Genomic DNA, 15,383 nt, shown 5'->3' with positions numbered 1-15,383 from the left:
CGCTCGCGTCCGTCCGTCCCGAGCAGCGTCGACGCGCGCCGGGTGAACGCGAGTTGGCCGACGGTGTCACCGAGGGCCGCGGCGGTCGCTACCCCCGGCCGATGGGCGTCACGTCGCTCGCGGCGGTGGCCGCCTCTCGGGCCGCGAAGGGGTCGTCCTGTCCGGCGAACTCCAGCACGTACACGTCTGTACGGGGGCGTGCCGACCGAAAGAGCGTGCCGGTCTCGGCCGGACCGATACCGGCTTATAAATCTTAAATACCAATCTTTATAACCCTTAAATACGACTGTTACAGCGAGACATGGTCGACCCCAAGGAAACCATCAATATCGAAAACGTCGTCGCCTCGACCGGGATCGGTCAGGAACTCGACCTCCAGAGCGTGGCCATGGACCTGGAGGGGGCGGACTACGATCCCGAGCAGTTCCCGGGCCTCGTCTACCGGACACAAGAACCGAAATCCGCGGCGCTGATCTTCCGGTCCGGCAAGATCGTCTGTACCGGTGCCAAGAGCACCGACGACGTCCACGAGAGCCTCCGCATCGTCTTCGACAAACTCCGTGACTTAGAGATTCAGGTCGACGAGGACCCCGAAATCGTCGTCCAGAACATCGTCACCTCCGCGGACCTCGGTCGGAACCTCAACCTCAACGCTATCGCTATCGGCCTCGGACTGGAGAACATCGAGTACGAACCCGAGCAGTTCCCCGGTCTGGTCTACCGACTCGACGACCCCGACGTGGTCGCGTTGCTGTTCGGTTCGGGCAAACTCGTCATCACCGGCGGCAAAAAGCCCGAGGACGCCGAGGAGGCCGTCGACAAGATCGTCTCACGGCTGGAAGACCTCGGCCTGCTGGACTGACCCCGAACGACAGCGCTCAAACCGCTGCCGCTCCTATCTCGAATATGTCGTTGCTCGCGCCGACGAGCGGATCGGTCGTCCTCCAGAGTGGCATCGCCGGCGGCGGCCCCCTCGCCGTCGTCGTCACGTTCGTGTTGCTCGCGGCGTTCTACGCCGTGACGCTCCATCTCGCGGCCACCTTCTTCATCGGTGACGTCGAGAGTCAGAAGGCCGCCTACGTCGGACCCGTTCCCGCAGCGGTGTCGATCCTGCTTGGCCAGTACGGCCTCCAAGCGATCGGATTCGTTTCCCAGAGTCTCGGTGTCGCCATCGTCCTCGTGATGACGCTGGTCGCCGACGCGCTGGCCATCGCCCGGGTCTACGACCTCTCGGTCGGCCCGACCGCGGCGCTGACGGCCCTCCACGTCGCGTTCGCGGCCGTCCTCGGGTTCGCGCTCAACAACCTCTTCGGGCTGATCTGATCACTCCACTAGCCGCTCGATTTCGGTCACCAGCACGTCGCTGGCACCGACCTCTTTCAGCGCGGTGATAGTCTCGAACACCGCGTCCTCGTCGACAACGGCGTGGACCGCCACGTCGTCCGTGCCGGCGATGTCCATCACCGTCGGTCCGCCCATCCCCGGGAGGACTTCCCTGACGTCGTCGAGAGCGTCAGTGGGCGCGTTCATCATCAGGTACCGTTTGCCCTCGGCGTCGAGGACGGACCCCAGTGCCGTCCGTATCTGCTGGACCTTCTCGTCGTCGGCGACATCCTCGCGGGCGTACAGTCGGACCGACGATTCCAGCACGTCCGCGACGACCGCAAGCCGGTTCATCCGGAGGGTCGTCCCCGTCGAGGTGATGTCGACGATGGCGTCGGCGATGTCGACGTGGGGCGTGAGTTCCGTCGCGCCGGAGACTTCGGTGATATCGACATCGACGGACTGGTCGGCGAAGAAGTCCCGAGTGACGGTCGGGAACTCCGTGGCGACGCGGCCGCCGTTCAGATCAGCGACGGTGTCGATGTCGCCGTCCTCGGGGGCCGCGAGGACGAGTTTACACTGGCCGAACGCGAGGTCGAGCAACTCGACCAGCGAGTCCCGGTCGGCCTCGGCGGCCTGATCACGGCCAGTGATCCCCACGTCGGCGGCGCCGTCGGCGACGTACTCGGGGATGTCGGCGGCCCGGGCGTAGAGGATGGTCACGTCCGGGTCGACGGTCTCGGCGTACAGTTTCCGGTCGGCACCGTCGACGACGTGGAGTCCGGCCCGTTCGAGCAAGTCGACGCTCGGGTCGTGCAGGCGGCCCTTGTTGGGCACTGCGATGCGCATACAGGAGCGTCGGCGGCGGCGGCCAACTGTCTTTCCCCTCGCTCGTCGAATCGAGGCGACGTGCCGTTGGAAGCCGCCGTCAGTCGGTCATCGAGACGTTGTCCCGCAGGTCGCTCTCGATGGCTTCCAGCGTCCGGCCCTTCGTCTCGGGGACAAGCCCGTACGTGAACACGAACGCGACGGCGCTGAAGACCCCGAACAGCCAGAAGGTCGCCGACGGACCGACGTTCGCGGTCAGGACGGGGAAAGACAGCGCCACGGCGAGGTTGGCCACCCAGTTGGTGACCGTCGCGACCCCTTCGGCCGAGCCACGGACCGCGAGCGGATATATCTCCGAGATGAGCAGCCAGAAGACGGGGCCCAGCCCGATTGCGAAGAAAGAGATGTACAACATCAGACAGACCGTCGCGGTGATGCTCAACACGCCCGACAGGCCGGGGAGATAGAAGACGACACCGAGGATCGCCAGCGTGATCGTCATCCCGGCGGTCCCGACGAGCAACAGGGCGCGACGGCCCACACGGTCGATGTAGACTATCGCGACGACGGTCATCAGGACGTTGACGACACCGATGCCGACGGTCGCGAGGATCGAAGCGACGCTACTGAACCCGGTCGACTCCAGAATCGTCGGCGCGTAGTACATCACCGCGTTGATGCCGGTGACCTGCTGGAGGATCGCTAACCCGATGCCGACGATCAGCGCGGGGCGCAGCCACGGTTCGAACAGCTTCTTGATGCTGGTGCCGGACTCGCGCTCGACAGTCTCTTTGATCTCCCCGAGTTCCTCCTCGATGTCACCCTGTCGCGTCCGCCGGAGCACCGCCCGCGCGCGGTCGGGTTCGCCGTGGCTGTAGAGCCACCGCGGGCTCTCGGGCATCTTCAGGACGCCGATACCGAGTACGACCGCAGGGACCATCCCCGCGCCGAGCATCCAGCGCCACGCGCCGCTGCCGGAGAACGCATAGTTCACGAAGTACGACGAGAGGATACCGATCGTGACCATCAGTTGATGCATCGAGGTGAGACCGCCACGGATCCGCGGGGGCGCGATCTCGGAGATGTACAGCGGGCCGACGACCGAGGCGAAACCGATCGCCACGCCGTCGATCAGCCGACCGGCCACGAGAACGGGCACCGTCGGCGCGACGGCCATCAGGAACGAACCGAGGAAGAACACGGCCGCCGACAACATGATGAGACGACGACGCCCCAGACGGTCGGCCAGTCGGCCGCCCAGCGCCGCACCGGTCGCAGCCCCTGCCATCGCTCCGCTGACGACAATCCCTTCCACGAGCGGGGACATACTGAACGTGTCGTTGATGAACAGGATGGCCCCGGAGATGATGCCGGTATCGAAGCCGAACAACAGGCCATTCAGTGCTGCCATCGCCGAGACGAGGTAGACGAAGCGGTCTCCGTCACCCCGTAGGATGTCACTGACAACTGTCGTGGACATACGAGGAGGCGATTTTTGAGTATTACAGAAAAGCGTTCTGGGAATTTTTACTCGGTCCTAGAGTATAGTTGTCATAGCCGGTTTTTAGCATATTAATTCTCGTCATAGTAAATCGGTTTTGTTGACAACCTCGGAGTTTCGTCCGTTCCGGAGTCGCCCCACGAGCTATTATCGGATAGTATCACCCGAGCATTGCCTGGCTCGCGGACGCGGACGACCCACCCGGCATCTTGGCGGGCGCGCGGTGATCATACACGTTCGGGAACGAACAGGAAGACCACGCCTGCCAGTGCGGTCAGGACCGCGAGCAGGAAAAAAGAGCCGTCGAATATCCCGCGGTCCGCGAGGACGCCGACTAGCGCCGACCCGAACGATCCGACGGCGAAGAACGTCGTCCGGAGGAGCCCCCACGCGGTGCCCTGCACGTCGTCCGGGAGCACGTCGACGATGTAGGCGTTCGACAGCGGGCCCGAGGACATCCGGACGCCGATGGCCGTCGACGCAGCCGCCAGCGCGACCGTCCCCTCGACGAACGGAAGCGCCACGAGAGGGACGACGCTGACCAGCGAGACGCCGGCGATGACCCGGGGCGTCCCAAAGCGGTCGGCCAGCGCCCCGGTGGTCGTCTGGGCGAGCGCTCCGCCGACGAACAGGAGGCTGAGTAACGCGCCGGCCAGTCCCTGCGAGAGTCCGCGCTGTTCGACGAGGTACGTCGTCAGGAACGCCGTCACGGCCTGAAAGCCAAACAACATCAGCGTCGCGCCGGTGACGATCAGCGCGAGACGGCGGCTATAGAGGCTCCGTACGGCCGTCGAGAGGTCCGTCCGGAGGTCCCGGTCGCTGGCGGTCGTCGCCCGCGGCGGGACCGTCGACCTGAGGCCGACGGCGACGCCGAGAAACAGCGGCGCGGCCGCACCCATCGCCACGCGCCAGCCGAACCGGTCCGTCACGATGGCGGCAAGGAAGGGCAGGAGCGCCGCACCCACGGACCCGGCCGCAAGCACCGCGCCGAAAGCGACTCCCTCGCGGTCGCTGAAACACCGCGAGAGCAGGGTGCCGCGGGTCGGCCCGTACAGGCCCGTCCCGAGGCCGAGCGCCGCCGTCGCCAAAAGAAAGAGCGCGAACACCGGCGCGAACCCGTACGCGAGGAGCGCGAGCGCGGACAGCACGAGCGACGCGACCAGCAGGCGGCGCTCGCCGACCCGGTCGATGAGGACGCCGGTCGGGAACTGCATCGCGGCGTAGCCGAGCCAAAGGAGCGTGACCGCCAGCCCAGCCGCGGTGTTAGAGACGCCGTACTCGGCCCGTATCGTCGGGAGCAACGCGGGGACGACGAACCGCATCCCGAGGACGAGAAACCAACCGGCAGCGAGCGTCCCGAGCAGTTGCCCCTGCGGGCGACCCAACGCGACGGCGACCGCACGGAGTCGTGTCACGACGGCCATCGAACACTCCGGTTCGGTCCCCCAGCGAAAAGACGGTGACGACTCGCCGTCGCTGAGTGGGACTGTTCCCGTCTAGCAACCATAATACAGGCAATTATATAAAATCGCTTCGCACACAACAAACAATTCCTTGCCGTTTCGTCAAGATTAACACCGTGAGAGTACACCCGCCTAGTGATGACTAAGTCTGTCCAAGACTGGTGGCCGAACCGCCTCGATCTGTCGATTCTCGACCAGAACGCTCGTGATTCGAGCCCGATGGGCGAGGAGTTCGACTACGCCGAGGAGTTCCAGAAGCTCGACCTCGAGGAAGTGAAGGCGGACATCGAGGACGTGATGACGACCTCTCAGGACTGGTGGCCGGCCGACTACGACCACTACGGTCCCTTCTTCATCCGGATGGCGTGGCACAGTGCCGGGACGTACCGCACCGCGGACGGCCGCGGCGGCGCGGCCGGCGGCCGGCAGCGCTTTGCGCCCATCAGCAGTTGGCCCGACAACGCGAACCTCGACAAGGCCCGCCGCCTGCTGTGGCCAGTCAAGCAGAAGTACGGCAACCAGCTGTCGTGGTCGGACCTGATCGTCCTCGCCGGCAACGTCGCCATCGAGTCGATGGGCGCCAAGACGGTCGGCTTCGCCGGCGGCCGCGAGGACGCCTTCGCGCCCGACGAGGCCGTCGACTGGGGTCCCGAGGACGAGTTCGAGACCAACGAGCGCTTCGAGGAACCCGGCGAGATTCAGGAGGGTCTCGGCGCGTCCGTGATGGGCCTCATCTACGTGAATCCCGAGGGTCCCGACGGCAACCCGGACCCCGAGCTCTCGGCGAAGAACATCCGCCAGACGTTCTCGCGGATGGCGATGAACGACAAGGAGACGGCCGCGCTCATCGCCGGCGGCCACACCTTCGGGAAGGTCCACGGCGCCGACGACCCCGAGGAGAACGTCGGCCCCGAACCCGAGGCCGCCCCCATCGAACAGCAGGGCCTCGGCTGGGAGCACGAGGGCGCGACGGAGGGCGCGATGATCACCAGCGGCATCGAGGGCCCGTGGACGTCCGCCCCGACCGAGTGGGACCTCGGCTACGTCGACAACCTGCTGGAGTACGAGTGGGCGGCCCAGAAGGGCCCCGGCGGTGCCTGGCAGTGGACGCCGGTCGACGACGACATCGAGACGGCGCCGGACGCCACCGACCCCGAGGAGGAGGTCACGCCGATGATGCTCACGACGGACATCGCCCTGAAGCGTGACCCCGACTACCGGGAGGTTATGGAGGAGTTCCAGGACAACCCGATGTCCTTCGGCATCAACTTCGCGAAGGCCTGGTACAAGCTGACCCACCGGGACATGGGTCCGCCCGAGCGGTTCCTCGGTCCCGAGGTGCCCGACGAGACGATGATCTGGCAGGACCCACTGCCGGACGTCGACCACGGCCTGATCGGCGAGGAGGAAATCGATCAGTTGAAAGCCGAGATTCTGGAGACCGACCTCTCGCGGTCGCAACTCGTCAAGACGGCGTGGGCGTCGGCCTCGACCTACCGCGACAGCGACAAGCGCGGCGGCGCAAACGGCGCGCGCGTCCGACTGGACCCCCAGCGCGACTGGGAGGTCAACGAGCCCGAACAGCTACAGACGGCGCTCGACACCCTCGAAGACGTCCAGACGGCGTTCAACGACTCCCGTTCGGACGGGACGCGGGTGTCGCTTGCGGACCTCGTCGTCCTCGGCGGACACGCGGCCGTCGAGGCGGCCGCCGAAGCGGCCGGCTACGACGTGGAGGTCCCCTTCGAACCGGGCCGGGTCGACGCCACGGCCGACCAGACCGACGCCGACTCCTTCGAGGCGCTCAAGCCGAAGGTCGACGGGTTCCGAAACTACATCAGCGACGACATCGACGGGAAAGCCGAGGAGTACCTCGTCGACAACGCCGAACTGCTGAACCTGACGCCCGACGAGATGACGGCGCTGGTCGGCGGGATGCGCGCGCTGGGGGCGACCTATCAGGACGCCGAGTACGGCGTCTTCACCGACGACCCGGGCACGCTGACCAACGACTTCTTCGTCAACCTGCTCACGATGGACACCGAGTGGGAGCAGTCCGCCGACTCCGACCAGCGCTACGAGGGCTACGACCGCGAGACCGGAGAGCTACAGTGGGAGGCGACCCGCGTCGACCTCATCTTCGGCTCGCACGACCGACTCCGCGCCATCGCCGAGGTGTACGGCGCCGACGACGGCGAGGAGAAACTTGTCGCGGACTTCGTCGATGCGTGGACCAAAGTGATGCGACTCGACCGCTTCGACATCGAGTAGCGACGACCGCACGGTGCGACCCGACAACGTGATTGTGCCCCCGCCGGAAGCGGGGGTATGAGCGAACTTCTCGTCTCCGGCGGCCGGATCCTGGGGCCGGACCTGACCGTCGAACGCGCGGACGTACTGGTCGACACCGACAGCGGCGACATCCTCTCCGTCGGCGACGTCGGGCCCGGCGACGACGAACTCGACGCGGCGGGTGACCTCGTCATCCCCGGCCTCGTCAACGCCCACACCCACGTCGCGATGACGCTGTTGCGCGGCCACGCCGACGACAAACCGCTGGACGCGTGGCTGCAGGAGGACATCTGGCCCGTCGAGGCCGAACTCACGCCCGAGGACGTCCGGGCTGGCGCGGAACTGGGCCTGATCGAGATGCTGAAATCCGGGACGACGGCGCTCGCGGACATGTACTTCGAGATGCCCGAAGTCGTCGACGCCGTCGCGCAGTCCGGGATGCGCGCCCGACTGGGCTACGGGTCGATCACCGTCGCCAAAGACGAGGCCGACGCCCGCGCGGAGATGCGTGACGGCCTCGATTTCGCTATCGAGTACGACGGGGCCGCAGACGGACGCGTCGCGACGGCCTTCATGCCCCACTCGCTGACCACCGTCGGCGAACAGTACTACCGGGAGTTCGTCCCCGAGGCCCGCGAGGCCGGCGTGCCGATCCACCTCCACGCCAACGAGACGACCGACGAGGTCGACCCAATCGTCGACGAACACGGGGAGCGACCCCTGGAGTACGCCCGCGACCTCGGACTGCTCGAACCCGAGGACTTCCTCGCCCACGGCGTCCACGTCGACGACTCGGAGGTCGAACTGCTGGCGGAGACGGGCGCGGGCGTCGTCCACTGTCCGGCCTCGAACATGAAACTCGCCAGCGGGATGGCCCCGGTGCAGGCGATGCTGGACGCGGGCGTCTCGGTCGGGTTGGGCACCGACGGCGCGGCCTCGAACAACGATCTGGATATGTTCGGCGAGATGCGCGACGCCGCGATGCTCGGGAAACTCGCGGCTGAAGACGCCAGCGCCGTCGACGCCGGGACGGTCGTCGAGATGGCGACCGCGGGCGGTGCCGACCTCCTCGGCTTTGACTCGGGTCGGATCGAGGCCGGCGCGAACGCCGACCTCGCGGTGATCGATCTGGACGCGCCCCACCTCACACCGGCCCACGACCTCGTGAGTCACCTGACCTACGCCGCTCGCGGGAGCGACGTGCGCCACACGGTGTGTGACGGGCAGGTCCTGCTTCGCGACCGCGAGGTGACGGTATTCGACGAGACGGCGGTGCGGGAGAGAGCGGCCGAGCGTGCGAGCGAGTTGGTCGAGCGGGCGGCGTAGCTGCACTCGCTGCACTCCTGATACACGGTTGAAGTGACTGGCCGGCCACGAGTCGCGTATGTCCCTCCACTCGGCAGACGCGACGGTATCGACCACCAGACGTGGCGCGGTAAGTCTTCTCGCGGGCGCGGCTGTCGGCCTCTCGGGGTGTGGCCTGCTCGAGGGGTCGGGGCCGGACGTGGCCGTGTTCAACCGCCGGGAGTCGACGCTCGACGTGACGCTGGTCGTCGGCGACACGGAGCAGACGATAGTCTCGACGACGGAGACGCTCGACCCCGGGGAAGGGTTCGGACGCGGGCGTGGCGACCTGCTGCCGTCCTCGGGGAGCGTCACCGTCTCCGTCGGCGTCCCCGGCGGCCCGTCGGCCGAACGGGAACTGGCCGTCGCGGACGACACCGCCGTACGGATCCGGATCGAACCCGACGGCGTGACCTTCGAGACTGACTGATCACGCCCAGCTATCGGGCCACGTCCCGGCGGTCCGCATCGCGTCCTCGGCGTCGGCGAACTCCTCGCGCAGGGCGTCGGTGTCGAGTCGGGCGACGTCGCTGGCGGCTATCTCGCGGACGATCAGCGCCGCGAGCATCGCGTGTTCACGGATCGTCCGGCGGTCGGCCTTCTCCAGCGTGTCCGCGCGAGTGTGGGTCCAGCCGCGGTCCCACCGGTCGCCGCCATCGCCGGCGGCGGACTGTGAGTGCAGTTGCAGCGACGGCACGCCGCGCTGGACGAACGGCCAGTGGTCGCTGTAGGGGTGGGGCCGCGTGTCGACGGCCAGCGGGTGTCCCACGTCTCGGTGACCGACTCGGCCAGCGACCGGAGGGCCGTCGAACCGTGGGTCAGCGCCTTCAGCGTCCGGTCGCGGCCCGCGCCGTCGAGGTTCACCACGGCGTGGATGTCCTCGGTGTCGCTCGTCGCCGCCAGCGTCTCGCTGCCCTGCAGGCCGAGTTCCTCGGCCCCGGTCGCACCGAACCGGACGCGCCGGTCGAGTTCGAGGTCGGTCAGCATCGACGCGACGGCCACGAGGACGGCGACCCCACAGCCGTTGTCTAACACCCCCTCGGCGACGTCGTGGGCGTCGTAGTGAGCGAGGACGAGAACTGCCTCGTCGGTGTCGGGCCCCGTCTCGCCGAGGACGTTCTGGCTGGAGCCGGGTTCGACGCTGGCGGTGACGTTCACCCGCGCGGCCGCGCCCTCCTCGGCGTACTCGCGCAACCACTCGCCCGTCTCGTAACTGACGCCGACAGCGGGAAGGGTGTCCCCCGCCCGGACCGACCCGGTCGGCGGCAGTTGGCCGGGGCGGTGGTTGGCGAAGACGAACCCCTCGGCCCCGGCCGCGGCGGCGTGTGCTATCTTCTCGATGCGGTGGTGGTAGCGGTCGGCCCGGGGTGGCGTCCCGGCGGTCGCGACCACGACCGAGTCCGCGATGTCGCGGGCGTCGAGTTCGGCCGGCGTCCCGTGGCCGACGTCGACCAGCGGTCCCTCGACCGTCGCCTCGGGACAGTACGGCAGCGAGACGGCCTCGAAGGTCCGTTCGCGGTCGCGGTCGTACGCGTGGACCAGAAGCGACGTCTCGCCGCGTGTCCACTCGGGGATGGCAAACGACTGGGTGTCGACCGCCCGCAGACCGATGGTCTCGAACGTCTCGGCCAGCAGGGTCGCCGCGCGTTCCTCCCCCGGATGCCCCCCAAGGCGATCCTCGAACTCCGCCAGTGCCCGCAGCACGTCCCACGGCCGTCGGTCCTGCCACGCCGTGCCGAGGACGCGTGCCACCTCGTCGTCCATATCGTGGCCGTGGGCCGGGGGGATCAAAAAGTTCCGCTCGCGGTCACTCCAGGGAGATGGCCTCGGCGGCGGCGTTGGCCAGCGCGTCGGAACGGCCGTGCTCGCCGGGGGCGATAGCGACGGTGTAGGAGGCCGTTGCGCGCGGCCGTCTCCACGACCGGCTTGAAGTCCGTGTCCCGGGAGACGATTGCCAGCACGTCGGTGTCGGCCTGTGCGACGACGGCCGTCGCGTCGACGGCCAGTTTCACGTCGACGTCGCCGCTGGTCGTGATCACTTCGAATCCCCGGGCCTCGGCGGCCTGTATCAGGCCGGGCGTCGCGTGCTCGTCGAGGTAGAGCCGTGTCGTGACGAGGCGACCGTACTCGCCGCCCGCGTCCCGCACGTCGTCCAAATCCACGTCGAACTCACTGCGGAGGACGTTGGGCCCGTCGACGAACAGCGCCACCCGACGGTCGGAGTGTCGGGCGTCGAGCAGGCGTCCGAGGAGGTCCATACCCACTACTGGACGCTATCTCGTATGGATGTTACGGCATCTCCCCCGGGAGCGGGCGGGAACAGAGAGACCGAATGACGTGGACATCACAGTTGGGTATGATATTCGACCTTGAGAAAATTGAAGTCACTCGGTTGCGCAATATATCCGTGTGAAACGATACCGTGACGAACAGTGGCTGAAGAAACAGTACTGGGAGAAAGATCGGACACAACGGGAAATAGCCGACGAGTGTGGCGTCTCTGCTCGGACGATCAGACGCCATATGAACGACGCGGGGATAGAGACACGAGAGATAGCGGGCGAGAACCATCCACTGCACGGAGAGGACCGCCCGGAGTCGGTCAAAGAACGGATAGCGTCCTCGCTCGACGGACGCGAACTCTCCAAACAGACACGGCAGCGACTCGCCGAAGCCCATCGCGGCAGATCACTCTCGGAAGCAGTCCGCGAGCGAATATCGGCGTCGTTGACCGGGTCGACGAAGTCAGAGCGGACGCGGGAACGGATGAGCGAATCGACGGCCGGTGAGCAAAATCCGAACTGGAAGGGCGGCTACAGTCGGCGGTACGGACCGGGGTGGGCGACAGCCCGGTCGGCAGTCCGGGAGAGAGATGGGGTCTGTCAGTACTGTGGCCACGATGGGTCGGAGCGACGGCTCGAAGTCCACCACATCGCCCCGGTCCGCCAGTTCCGTAACGACCCGGAGAGCGACCTGCGTGACGCCCACGACCTCGACAATCTCGTGTTGCTCTGTCGCCGTTGTCACGGGAAAGCCGAACACGGAAAGATCGACATATCGAACGCGCCTCGGTGAGACCGAACGGTGAGGGGGCGACATCCCGGCACAGATTGGTGTGATTTATATGCCCCCAGTCCATCGATTCAGGTGCCGGACGCGGACGCTCGGTTAGTGTAGTCCGGCCAATCATACGGGCCTTTCGAGCCTGTGACAGGGGTTCAAATCCCCTACCGAGCACATTCCTCTCACAAACTAAAACTGCGAGCGACCGCTGTACGGTGGGATTCGAATCTTCCCCGTTCGGATATCGGTCCGCGAACGACTGCGTAATCTCCCGGAGTCGGCAGGACTTAGGCGGAGCCGCTGGAGGTGACTGGTATGCAGGCTGTCATCCTCGCGGCGGGACAGGGGACGCGGATGCGACCGCTGACCGAGCAGACACCGAAACCGATGTTGCCGGTCGCGGATCGGCCGCTGGTCGCCCACGTCGCGGACGCGGCCGTCGACGCGGGGGCGTCCGAACTGATCGTCGTCGTCGGGTACGAGGCCGACGCCGTCCGGTCGTACTTCGGCGACGCCTACCGCGGCGTCGAGGTGACCTTCGCAGTCCAGCAGTCCCAGGAGGGGACCGCCGACGCCGTCCGGGCGGCCCGGGAGTACATCGACGGCCCGTTCGCGGTGTTGAACGGCGACAACCTCTACGACACCGCGGCCGTCGCGGAACTGTTCGAGGAGGGGCCGGCGCTGTCGACCTACGAGGTCGCCGACCCCTCGAACTACGGCGTCGTCTCCGTCACCGACGGCGTGGTGACGGGCATCGTCGAGAAGCCCGCGGACCCGCCGACGGACCTCGCCAACACGGGGGCCTACGCCTTCCCCGCGGCGGCGACGGCGTGGCTGGACGTCCCCGAGAGCGAGCGCGGCGAGTACGAGATAACCGACGTGGTCGCGCGGATGATCGAGGAGTACGAGGTGACGCCGGTGTCCGTCTCGCGGTGGCTGGACGTGGGGCGGCCGTGGGAGTTGCTGGCGGCCAACGAGTGGAAAGTGAGCGAACTCGACCGCCGTATCGGGGGCGACGTGAGCGATGACGCCGACCTCCGCGGAGACGTGGTCGTCGAGGACGGCGCGACGGTCGAACCGGGTGTCGTCGTCGAGGGCCCGGCGCTGATCCGGTCTGGGGCCCACCTCGGTCCGAACGCCTACGTCCGCGGCGCGACGGTGCTGGGCGAGGATACCCACGTAGGCAACGGCGTCGAGATCAAAAACAGCGTCGTGATGGGCGGGTCGGCGGTGCCACACCTCTCGTACGTCGGCGACAGCGTACTCGGTCGGGACGTGAACTTCGGCGCGGGGACGAAGGTGGCGAACCTCAGGCACGACGGCGAGGCCGTTCGGATGACGGTCAAAGGCGACCGGGTGTCGACCGGGCGGCGGAAGTTCGGCGTCGTGGCCGGCGACGAGGTGAAAACGGCCATCAACACGAGTCTCGACGCCGGTGTCGTCCTGAGCGGGGGGGCGCGGACGACACCGGGAGAGAACGTCACGCGGGACCGGTGAGGCGGCGGTACCGGGCTGTCGACGAGAAGATGGGGTTAAGTGCCCTGCTTCCATCGTTGCGGGTAATGGTAGATCCGACCTCGGACCTTGGTGAGGACGTCACCGAGGAGGACGCGGCGACGTGTGAGACGTGCGGGGAGAGCATCGTGCAGGAGTCGACACACCGCGTCGTCCCGTGGGTCGACGACGGACAGATCCGGCACGCACACTTCTGTGACGAGGCGTGTCGCGAGGAGTGGACGAACCCTGAGGCCTGACCCGCGACGTTTTTAATGCTGTAGGGTGGAAGGTGCCACTATGCACCTCTCGGCGGTCGTGCCGACGCTGAACGGCCGCGACCGACTCGCGAGTACGCTGGACGCGCTCGCGGACCTCACGCCCGAGACCGAGGTGGTCGTCGTTAACGGCCCGTCGGCGGACGGGACCACCGGGATGGTCCGGGAACGCGACGACGTGGACGTCCTCGTCGAGATAGCCGACCGCTCGATAGCGGCCGCCCGCAACGCCGGTATCGACCGAGCGACCGGCGACGCCGTTGCACTGGTCGACCACGGCCTGTCGATCCGACCGGGGTGGCGCGACGCCGTCCTCGACGGCCTCGCGGACGTCTCGGTCGTGACCGGACCGACACACCGACAGCTACGGGCCGGCCACCGGACGGAGACTGTCGAGTCCCGGACCATCGCCGGCCGGCGAGTGACGTACTTCAACAGCGGTAACGTCGCCTTCCGCCGGGAGGTCTTGGACGACTACGACGGGTTCGACGAGTACCTCACGGTCGGGAGCGCCCGTGACTTGGCCCACCGCATCGCTGTCGGCGACGACGAGGTGTCGTGGTCGCCGTCGATGGCCGTCGAACAGACCTACGGGGCCGACGGCGGCGAACCCGAACGCGACTGGAACTGGAAGTACCGCGGACTGAGCTACCGCCTCGTGAAGAACTACGGCGTGCGGCCGACAGTGGTCCGACGACTGGTGAGCCACAGCGGCCGGGACGCGCTTGCCGCGTTGCGGGACGTCGCCCGCGGGGATACCGACCCCTCCGCGTGGTTCGGGACGGGCCGGGCCGTGCTGGGCGGGATGGCCGTCGGGCTGAAAGACGGTCTGGGCGCCCGGGCCGGCGACCGGACCGAACGCCGCAATCCCCGGGGTCGTTCCGCCCGGTCGGACCGCGCCGTCACGGTGTACGACTGGCGCTGAGTCAGAACGACCGCGGTGCCAACTCTGAGATCACCCGGCCGGCGTTGTTCGAGAACACCTTCCGCATCGCGTCCTCGGGGACGTCCAGCGTCAGAATCTCCATCACCGCGACGTTCGGGTGCGCACGGGGCGCACCGCTGCCGAACAGCACACGGTCGGGGTGTTCCATCACGGCCCGCTCCAGCGGGTCCCGGAACCGGACGAAACTGGTGTCCAGATAGCAGGCGTCGTAGCTGTCCAGCAGGTCGATAGCCTCGGCCATCAGGTCCTCCTGAAGGGGGTAGCCGGCGAAGCGGCGAGTATCGTCGGGAAATCAGCGGGGAGGATAGTCTCGGCGACAGCCGCGGGCGGAAACGCCCGGCCGGCGGCGACGATGACCGGGAGGCCGGCCTCCGCGAGTGCGTCGAGCACCGCCTCGTCGGGCAGGCCGTCGGTCGCGGGACGGAGCACGAACCCCTCGAAGCGGTCGTCGTAGGCGTACTGTTCGACGTCCTCCGGGGAGGTGTCGTCCTCGCTCCGGGAGGCGGCGAGGTTCCGGAGGCGAGCCCCGGCGCCGCCACCGACTTCGCGCGCGCCGTCGATGCGCGCGAACGGGACCAGCGGCCGGTCGACGCTGAGGCGGGCGACGCCGTTGTTGGCCTTGACGTAACTGCCGGGACGCTCCGGCGGGTAGACCACCGACCGGACGATGCCGGCCTGATGCATCTCCCGCTGGAGCCGCTCGGGCCCGCCGGTCCCCTCGCTCGTCCGCCGCCCGGCGTCGGGTTCCAGACGAGCGTTTGCGTCGACGACCCGGAACCCGTGCTCCAGTTCGAGCATCACTCACCCCTTGCGAAGCGGTTACTAATAAACGGTCGGGGCACCCCGTGCTG

12 protein-coding genes, 1 tRNA gene and 3 pseudogenes are annotated in these 15,383 nt (G+C 67.5%); 10 read left to right on the top strand and 6 right to left on the bottom strand.

Translation table 11 applies throughout. The features are described 5' to 3' along the window. Positions 1-301 precede the first annotated feature (301 nt). Positions 302-862 carry a TATA-box-binding protein gene (locus GJ629_RS04040; RefSeq protein WP_157511862.1) on the top strand — a complete coding sequence of 187 codons (561 nt, stop codon included), beginning with the start codon at positions 302-304 and terminating at the stop codon, positions 860-862. A gap of 44 nt (positions 863-906) precedes the next feature. Further along, a complete protein-coding gene (locus tag GJ629_RS04035; protein WP_157511861.1) occupies positions 907-1,323 on the top strand; it encodes a hypothetical protein in 417 nt (138 codons plus the stop codon). Here the strand turns inward: GJ629_RS04035 and hisG are convergent, their stop codons facing one another. The 3 genes from hisG to GJ629_RS04020 all read right to left on the bottom strand — a co-directional run bounded on the left by hisG (position 1,324) and on the right by GJ629_RS04020 (position 5,076). Then, entirely contained in the window at positions 1,324-2,172 is an 849-nt protein-coding gene (gene hisG, locus GJ629_RS04030) for an ATP phosphoribosyltransferase (RefSeq protein ID WP_157511860.1), read from the bottom strand. A gap of 79 nt (positions 2,173-2,251) precedes the next feature. After that, positions 2,252-3,631, bottom strand: coding sequence for a sugar porter family MFS transporter (locus GJ629_RS04025; RefSeq protein ID WP_157511859.1), 1,380 nt, complete (start codon positions 3,629-3,631; stop codon positions 2,252-2,254). A 248-nt stretch (positions 3,632-3,879) separates the two neighbouring features. Then, the gene (locus GJ629_RS04020; RefSeq protein WP_231754477.1) at positions 3,880-5,076 is read right to left on the bottom strand and encodes an MFS transporter; all 1,197 of its coding nucleotides are present in this window, start codon (positions 5,074-5,076) and stop codon (positions 3,880-3,882) included. A 177-nt stretch (positions 5,077-5,253) separates the two neighbouring features. On the opposite strand from GJ629_RS04020, the gene katG reads away from it, so the two are divergent. The 3 genes from katG to GJ629_RS04005 are packed head-to-tail and all read left to right on the top strand — an operon-like array spanning position 5,254 to position 9,181. Next, entirely contained in the window at positions 5,254-7,386 is a 2,133-nt protein-coding gene (katG, locus tag GJ629_RS04015; protein WP_157511858.1) for a catalase/peroxidase HPI, read from the top strand. A 57-nt stretch (positions 7,387-7,443) separates the two neighbouring features. Next, positions 7,444-8,733, top strand: a complete 1,290-nt coding sequence (locus GJ629_RS04010) for an amidohydrolase (RefSeq protein ID WP_157511857.1) — start codon at positions 7,444-7,446, stop codon at positions 8,731-8,733. Between the two features lie 58 nt (positions 8,734-8,791). After that, entirely contained in the window at positions 8,792-9,181 is a 390-nt protein-coding gene (locus tag GJ629_RS04005) for a hypothetical protein (RefSeq protein ID WP_157511856.1), read from the top strand. Here GJ629_RS04005 and GJ629_RS04000 read toward each other — a convergent pair. Both GJ629_RS04000 and GJ629_RS03995 read right to left on the bottom strand, forming a co-directional pair. Beyond that, positions 9,182-10,515 (bottom strand): annotated as a pseudogene (locus tag GJ629_RS04000) (M28 family peptidase). Between the two features lie 43 nt (positions 10,516-10,558). Continuing rightward, positions 10,559-11,009: pseudogene (locus GJ629_RS03995) on the bottom strand (NYN domain-containing protein). A 151-nt stretch (positions 11,010-11,160) separates the two neighbouring features. Between GJ629_RS03995 and GJ629_RS17880 the strand changes: the two are divergent. The 5 genes from GJ629_RS17880 (at position 11,161) to GJ629_RS03970 (ending at position 14,511) form a co-directional block, all read left to right on the top strand. After that, positions 11,161-11,826, top strand: a complete 666-nt coding sequence (locus GJ629_RS17880; protein WP_157511855.1) for an HNH endonuclease signature motif containing protein — start codon at positions 11,161-11,163, stop codon at positions 11,824-11,826. A gap of 87 nt (positions 11,827-11,913) precedes the next feature. Next, positions 11,914-11,988 (top strand) — tRNA-Glu (locus GJ629_RS03985). A 141-nt stretch (positions 11,989-12,129) separates the two neighbouring features. Then, positions 12,130-13,311: a bifunctional sugar-1-phosphate nucleotidylyltransferase/acetyltransferase gene (glmU, locus tag GJ629_RS03980; protein WP_157511854.1), complete on the top strand. Its 1,182-nt coding sequence runs from the start codon at positions 12,130-12,132 to the stop codon at positions 13,309-13,311. A gap of 65 nt (positions 13,312-13,376) precedes the next feature. Further along, positions 13,377-13,568 carry a hypothetical protein gene (locus GJ629_RS03975; RefSeq protein ID WP_157511853.1) on the top strand — a complete coding sequence of 64 codons (192 nt, stop codon included), beginning with the start codon at positions 13,377-13,379 and terminating at the stop codon, positions 13,566-13,568. Between the two features lie 40 nt (positions 13,569-13,608). Further along, positions 13,609-14,511: a glycosyltransferase family A protein gene (locus tag GJ629_RS03970; RefSeq protein ID WP_157511852.1), complete on the top strand. Its 903-nt coding sequence runs from the start codon at positions 13,609-13,611 to the stop codon at positions 14,509-14,511. Between the two features lies 1 nt (position 14,512). Here the strand turns inward: GJ629_RS03970 and GJ629_RS03965 are convergent. Then, positions 14,513-15,330 (bottom strand): annotated as a pseudogene (locus GJ629_RS03965) (amidohydrolase family protein). Positions 15,331-15,383: the final 53 nt, after the last annotated feature.

Origin of the sequence: Halapricum sp. CBA1109 (assembly GCF_009741825.1) — an archaeon.
Taxonomy (GTDB): Archaea; Halobacteriota; Halobacteria; order Halobacteriales; family Haloarculaceae; genus Halapricum.
This window is presented reverse-complemented; position numbering and strand designations above follow the sequence as displayed.

Excerpts from the sequence above, each read along its gene's own strand:
- GJ629_RS04010 (WP_157511857.1), top strand. The coding sequence starts at position 7,444 with ATGAGCGAACTTCTCGTCTCCGGCGGCCGGATCCTGGGGCCGGACCTG.
- katG (WP_157511858.1), top strand. The coding sequence starts at position 5,254 with ATGACTAAGTCTGTCCAAGACTGGTGGCCGAACCGCCTCGATCTGTCG.
- GJ629_RS04005 (WP_157511856.1), top strand. The coding sequence starts at position 8,792 with ATGTCCCTCCACTCGGCAGACGCGACGGTATCGACCACCAGACGTGGC.
- GJ629_RS03970 (WP_157511852.1), top strand. The coding sequence starts at position 13,609 with ATGCACCTCTCGGCGGTCGTGCCGACGCTGAACGGCCGCGACCGACTC.
- glmU (WP_157511854.1), top strand. The coding sequence starts at position 12,130 with ATGCAGGCTGTCATCCTCGCGGCGGGACAGGGGACGCGGATGCGACCG.
- GJ629_RS04020 (WP_231754477.1), bottom strand. The coding sequence starts at position 5,076 with ATGGCCGTCGTGACACGACTCCGTGCGGTCGCCGTCGCGTTGGGTCGC.
- GJ629_RS04025 (WP_157511859.1), bottom strand. The coding sequence starts at position 3,631 with ATGTCCACGACAGTTGTCAGTGACATCCTACGGGGTGACGGAGACCGC.
- GJ629_RS04035 (WP_157511861.1), top strand. The coding sequence starts at position 907 with ATGTCGTTGCTCGCGCCGACGAGCGGATCGGTCGTCCTCCAGAGTGGC.
- GJ629_RS03975 (WP_157511853.1), top strand. The coding sequence starts at position 13,377 with ATGGTAGATCCGACCTCGGACCTTGGTGAGGACGTCACCGAGGAGGAC.
- hisG (WP_157511860.1), bottom strand. The coding sequence starts at position 2,172 with ATGCGCATCGCAGTGCCCAACAAGGGCCGCCTGCACGACCCGAGCGTC.
- GJ629_RS04040 (WP_157511862.1), top strand. The coding sequence starts at position 302 with ATGGTCGACCCCAAGGAAACCATCAATATCGAAAACGTCGTCGCCTCG.